Source organism: Liquorilactobacillus ghanensis DSM 18630, assembly GCF_001435235.1.
GTDB lineage: Bacteria > Bacillota > Bacilli > Lactobacillales > Lactobacillaceae > Liquorilactobacillus > Liquorilactobacillus ghanensis.
Window position 1 is genome coordinate 1 of record NZ_AZGB01000015.1, and the last position, 5,043, is coordinate 5,043.

Consider the following 5,043-nt stretch of genomic DNA (forward strand, 5'->3'; position numbering starts at 1 on the left):
TTGATAATTCTTTTACCGATCCAGAGCAAACTGGAAATCAAAGCGAAGAAATAAGTGAAAATCAAACAGCTGTACTAGTCAAAAGACATCGTCGGACACGAAGTGAGATTATTTCTGAAGATTTGCCTGTTGAAGAGACAATAAACATTGCGAACACGGTCATCAACTGATTTCAAATAAGATCAATTGGTCTTTTTTTGAACGGTCGGTTATTAGGTGCTTACAAATGAAATACGATTATAGTCCAATGAATCTGCTGATAACTCACAGCACAAAGACCGTCCTTTTTGGACGGTCTTTGTGCTCCTATTTACCTAAAAGGTTCTTATGAGATCCAGTTCTAACTAGGGTCAAAATAAGGTCTTGTTGCTCAATTTTATAGATTAGCAGCCAATCCCCACGAGGGCCATCAACATGTAGCTCTCGGTATCCTTTCCACGAGCTGCTTGAAGATAACGCATGATCTGCATACTTTTTGCTTAAAAGTTCGGCGTTTGTTCCAGCGGCTAAAAAATTAACAACTGTCTTTAGCTCAGCAACCGGCCAATGTTTTTTGGAGAGACGTTTTATATCACGCTTAAATGCTGAGGTCGGAACCAGGTTATACATTCAAGTCTCTCCACATATCATCAGGAGTGCTGTATTTTTTGAGCAACTCTGGGTGCTTTGCTTCTTTCAAAGCTTGTAAGGTCTCAACCGGTAGGCTAGTTGGGGTAAACGGGAGGGCGTGATCTTTCACCATTTTTGTTATGAACATAGTAACAGCTGCGGTCAAGTCTATGCCCATATCATTTGCTACAATTTGAGCAGCACTCTTTAATTCAGGATCAATACGAATATTCAAGCGAGTTTCTTTCTTTGGGGTTGCCATTTATAACCGCTCCTTTCTATCTGATAACTTAATCATCTCACAATACTATCCCTGTGTAAACACATTGGGATATTATTAACAAAAATTAATTTGCACATGTTTTTTTGAATCGTAACTATGAGACACGGTGTATTAGCTTGGAGTGGGTACGTAGCTGTTTGGTCTGAAAACAAAGAGCAAAAAAAGAAGATTCATTCCAATTCTTCTCAACTCTTATTGAAAAATATCATGCAGAGGAGTAAAAGTTATTTCTATAAGTTCGATTTATTTGATACACTGAATAAATAAAATAGGAGATGTTTTTATTGAATATTAATCAATTAAACCTATTGTTATTAACCATTTCCATTATTTGTACTATCATTTTTTTATATTTTTATTTAAGCTTATTAACACGCAAAAGACCTAGAACGAAGTCAATATTTGAGACACATTTTATGAGAGATTTTTTTTAAACAAAACCAGTCCCGCTGGATCGAACTTGTAGTATAAAACGGCTTCAGCGATTAATGAAACAATTGGTATTCGATCCATTACACACAAGAAATAGCGGCCAGTTACCATTAAGGAAGAGGCAACGCAGGAGCACCTAATCTCCTTAATCAGGATTTCTCAACTAATGAAATCAACCAAAAATGGTGTGCTGATATAACTTATATTGAAACACAAGCTGATGGTTGGATCTATTTGTCAACGATTATGGACTTGCATTCTAAAATGATTATTGGATATTCATTTAGCAAGACAGACGGTGGATACAGATTTAGTGCTGCGCACCTTGGACTGGGCAATTAGTAATCAAACGATCAATGGGCAACTAATTTTTCATACTGATCAAGGTACTCAGTATACGAGTAAAAGTTGTCTCAAGTTTTATACTAACTCCATGAAAAAAAGAGAGGCACAGTTATGAATAAGAAAAAACTAAGGTGGTCATACATTTTGAGTACCTTAATCATTATTATCCTTGCTGCGTTTTTTATCATCAAGATAGTAAAAGACCATCAAAACTCAAATAATTCTAGTAATTCTGCAAAAATTGAACAGTCTAATAGCAAAGATCGAACTAGCAAAAAACTTACTTCATCAAAAAAAGATAATCAGAATTCCGCCAGTAGATTAAGTGCCGATTCCAGTTCAAGTGGTAGTAGCTTTGTTAACAGTCAAAGTAATTCTAATTTAAGTTCTGTTAATTCAAGTTCTGCCGTTGCTGCTTAATAAACAATCACAAACAGCTAGTTCCAGTAATAGTCAATCAGCGCCCTCCTCTGCTCAATCAAGTTCTACTGAACCAGCAGTTGGTACAGTTACTACACGACCACAAGGAGCTTGGGTGATAACATTTGAACATAATCTTTATGCTGGTTATAAAGTGACTCCTAAATGCTATAAATACTATGGAAATGGTCTTTGGGAAGTATGGGTTGATGAAATAAATACTGGTAATTATCCCTATGTTACTGTCAACCAATATAATGGTAATTTCCATGGATAAATTTAGACTTTAAGTCAATTCTCAATATTAATATAGAGGCTTTTCTGTGTACTAAATCAAACTAGCATCATGTTCTTTAACACAAGTAACAGCTGCAATAGTACTTTCGGACCGACAATCACAAATCTGTTGTAAATCTTAAATTCCGTTCATTCAATCATTTTTCAAAAAAAACACAACCTATACATTTATCTATGATATAATTAAAAAAATATTTGGGGGAGTAGTGAGAATGAAAGACATTAAAGAACTGCATGATTATATTGCAAAACATTATGTAAATGGTGATTATCAAGAAGCCGAACGAGCTTATAAAAATTGGAAAGATACAAACGACTATTCGTACCATGATGATGTAGACGAAAGTGATGATTACACCAGAGGGTATAATCAAGCTAAAAAAGACTATCAAGAACAGCATACATTTAAGCACTTTCCGGAAAATTTAATAAACTTGGTCAATTTGATTTCAAAAAACAAAGCTTTAGAAGTAACTAATTTTATTGAGGGCTATAAAAATTATGAAAAATAGATTTCAGAGTAAAAAATCATTTTGCTTTGATCTTACTTCTCTGCCCTTCTTTTTTATTTCATACTATAAAAACTCCGCAAAAAAATAGAACATTATTGATACCGCCAAGCCCCTAACGACTACGAATCGTTAGGGGCTTTAAGTCTATTTATAATTTAAACAAATCATAAAAAAACTGTATACCTATAGACCGATAAATACATTATTTTTGTGCTGAGATGACACCATTTTAGTAGATTTAATCAATCATGTCACTCATGACTCTAGCTCATACAGTTAGGTCTATTTTAATGATACAATTTAACTATAAACGAAAACATAATATTAAAAAATCAACTAAAAAACAGCTAACTTTTTTATTTTGTCAGATAAATAATCTTTTGAATGATTAGAGAAAAAATCATTAAATTACTTTAATATTTTTTATGAGTTCATTAATACAGTTCATTCTAAAATATTATTTGAACATAAATAATCAAAAACTTGAAGCAAACAATCCATAACAATATCAACGCCAATATACATAAGTACTTAATTAGATTATTGAACTTACTGAAATAAATGTCATATTTTTGAGAGCTCAAATTTAGTATAATTCCCAATGCAAAAACGCTAATTGGAATTACAAAAATCATAATTTTGCTACCAGATCCATCTATTTGAAACAAGGCATCCATATGATTAGGAACATTCTGTGGAAGTTTAAAATAAAAAATCGACACCAAAATAAAAGTAACAAAACCAATTAACCAATTTATCTTCAAAAAGGATTTGAACACTTTTTTAGCCCCATTTATATTTTTACTTGTCATTTTTCCAACCTGCTTTTTCTAGAATGTTTTTCTGACCTAGTTGAATTATATGCTTTTTTGATAACCGAGTATTTCTTTTCATAAGGAATTTACATCAATCAATCTCCTCTGTTGACTGCGAAATTTTCCTGAATTAATATTTTGTAAAGACCACCCCAAATTAAATTATCCAAGTCTAAATGTCCACAACTATTTTTTCATAAAAAAAATCATTTGCCTGCCGTGCTTCGCATAATTTATCAAGTAAAGCATTCGTTTAATTTTTCCTTTTCCAATCTTAATAAAACATAATACAAAAGAAGTTTCCAAATCAATATTTTTTGAAAACTTCTTTTGTGCAGAAAATCAATTTTAAATTTTTAGTTTTCTCGAATATAAGCAACTTCTAAAAAACTATTATTCCTTTTTAAAAAACATCATTTTACCTAAGGTTGCTTTATACAAAGGAAGCTTAGGATCAGTTAGAATACCTAAAAACATTAAAACGACAGCTGCTATCCATTTTACCATCGATCCATAAGCAAAGAGCATAAATGCAATTCCAAGTAAGAATAAAATATATGAGATAAAAGAAATTGTGGATTTTTTCATAATCTACTCCTCTTTGTTATTATAATGATTTGGACTTAGGATGAAAGTATAGACACGATTTGGTAGAATTTCTACTAGAGAGGATCGTGTCTTATGAGCAAAAGGAAGAAATATTCTGTCGAATTCAAGAAGATGATCGTTCAGCTGTATGAAAGCGGGACATCAGTCACTGATCTTACCAGCGAATATGGGATTGCCAGTGCCACCATTTATAAATGGAATGATTTGTACAAGAAAGATGATGATACCGGAGCCTCCAAGGCCGAATTGTTAGAAATGCAGGCAAGAATTGCCAAGCTGGAAAGTGAGAACGATATCCTAAAAAAAGCCTTAACCATATTCGCAAAAAAGTAAGCATCAAAGATTGGCAGTCAGCTATTAAAGTAACGGCACCAGCACATAGCGTTAAAGAAGTCTGCCAGACGTTGCACTTATGCCGATCAACCTACTATCAGTACCAGCACCAGACTAAGCCCAGACAGTTTAAGCGCCGCCAAGTTTTATGCCAGCAAATTCGACGCATCTACTTTGATCATCGGCGGGTTTATGGCGCTCCTAAAGTTCACGAGGAACTTCTGCGTGAGGGCTATCACGCCAGTTTGAAACTGGTTCAAAAGCTGATGCGACACCTAATTGTCGTCAAGAAGTGGCGTTATGACCACAATAACTATATTGACCAAATGACCTACCCTAACCTGTTAAAACAAGACTTTAAGGCTGTCAAACCTAATCAAAAATGGGC

At 33.5% G+C, this 5,043-nt stretch carries 10 protein-coding genes; 6 read left to right on the plus strand and 4 right to left on the minus strand.

Translation table 11 applies throughout. The annotated features are described in order from the left end of the window. Positions 1–306: 306 nt before the first annotated feature. The gene (locus FC89_RS04150; RefSeq protein ID WP_057871294.1) at positions 307–609 is read right to left on the minus strand and encodes a type II toxin-antitoxin system YafQ family toxin; all 303 of its coding nucleotides are present in this window, start codon (positions 607–609) and stop codon (positions 307–309) included. Continuing rightward, complete coding sequence (locus FC89_RS04155) at positions 602–871, minus strand: type II toxin-antitoxin system RelB/DinJ family antitoxin (protein ID WP_057871295.1); 270 nt, start codon at positions 869–871, stop codon at positions 602–604. Before FC89_RS04155 ends, FC89_RS04150 begins: the two co-directional genes overlap by 8 nt. Positions 872–1,495: 624 nt before the next feature. On the opposite strand from FC89_RS04155, the gene FC89_RS12995 reads away from it, so the two are divergent. From FC89_RS12995 to FC89_RS04170, 4 genes are all read left to right on the plus strand, one after another. After that, the gene (locus tag FC89_RS12995) at positions 1,496–1,666 is read left to right on the plus strand and encodes a DDE-type integrase/transposase/recombinase (RefSeq protein ID WP_157060664.1); all 171 of its coding nucleotides are present in this window, start codon (positions 1,496–1,498) and stop codon (positions 1,664–1,666) included. A 114-nt stretch (positions 1,667–1,780) separates the two neighbouring features. Further along, positions 1,781–2,089, plus strand: coding sequence for a hypothetical protein (locus FC89_RS04160; protein WP_157060653.1), 309 nt, complete (start codon positions 1,781–1,783; stop codon positions 2,087–2,089). Further along, a complete protein-coding gene (locus FC89_RS04165; protein ID WP_187329652.1) occupies positions 2,079–2,366 on the plus strand; it encodes a hypothetical protein in 288 nt (95 codons plus the stop codon). Before FC89_RS04160 ends, FC89_RS04165 begins: the two co-directional genes overlap by 11 nt. Before the next feature lie 232 nt (positions 2,367–2,598). Further along, a complete protein-coding gene (locus tag FC89_RS04170; RefSeq protein WP_057871297.1) occupies positions 2,599–2,898 on the plus strand; it encodes a hypothetical protein in 300 nt (99 codons plus the stop codon). A 449-nt stretch (positions 2,899–3,347) separates the two neighbouring features. On the opposite strand, the gene FC89_RS13000 is transcribed toward FC89_RS04170, so the two are convergent. Together FC89_RS13000 and FC89_RS04180 are read right to left on the minus strand one after the other, a co-directional pair. Then, positions 3,348–3,710 (minus strand): DUF1648 domain-containing protein, encoded by a 363-nt coding sequence (locus FC89_RS13000; RefSeq protein ID WP_057871298.1) that lies wholly within the window; start codon positions 3,708–3,710, stop codon positions 3,348–3,350. 396 nt (positions 3,711–4,106) lie between these two features. Beyond that, positions 4,107–4,301, minus strand: coding sequence for a hypothetical protein (locus tag FC89_RS04180; protein ID WP_057871299.1), 195 nt, complete (start codon positions 4,299–4,301; stop codon positions 4,107–4,109). A gap of 93 nt (positions 4,302–4,394) precedes the next feature. Here FC89_RS04180 and FC89_RS04185 point away from each other — a divergent pair, with 93 nt between their 5' ends. Both FC89_RS04185 and FC89_RS12310 read left to right on the plus strand, forming a co-directional pair. After that, a complete protein-coding gene (locus tag FC89_RS04185) occupies positions 4,395–4,655 on the plus strand; it encodes a transposase (RefSeq protein ID WP_057871300.1) in 261 nt (86 codons plus the stop codon). A gap of 71 nt (positions 4,656–4,726) precedes the next feature. Continuing rightward, positions 4,727–5,043 (plus strand): IS3 family transposase (locus FC89_RS12310; protein ID WP_162258265.1); only part of this gene is annotated, 317 nt, incomplete at its 3' end.

Excerpts from the sequence above, each read along its gene's own strand:
- FC89_RS04150 (WP_057871294.1), bottom strand. The coding sequence starts at position 609 with ATGTATAACCTGGTTCCGACCTCAGCATTTAAGCGTGATATAAAACGT.
- FC89_RS04180 (WP_057871299.1), bottom strand. The coding sequence starts at position 4,301 with ATGAAAAAATCCACAATTTCTTTTATCTCATATATTTTATTCTTACTT.
- FC89_RS13000 (WP_057871298.1), bottom strand. The coding sequence starts at position 3,710 with ATGACAAGTAAAAATATAAATGGGGCTAAAAAAGTGTTCAAATCCTTT.
- FC89_RS04155 (WP_057871295.1), bottom strand. The coding sequence starts at position 871 with ATGGCAACCCCAAAGAAAGAAACTCGCTTGAATATTCGTATTGATCCT.
- FC89_RS04160 (WP_157060653.1), top strand. The coding sequence starts at position 1,781 with ATGAATAAGAAAAAACTAAGGTGGTCATACATTTTGAGTACCTTAATC.
- FC89_RS04170 (WP_057871297.1), top strand. The coding sequence starts at position 2,599 with ATGAAAGACATTAAAGAACTGCATGATTATATTGCAAAACATTATGTA.
- FC89_RS04185 (WP_057871300.1), top strand. The coding sequence starts at position 4,395 with ATGAGCAAAAGGAAGAAATATTCTGTCGAATTCAAGAAGATGATCGTT.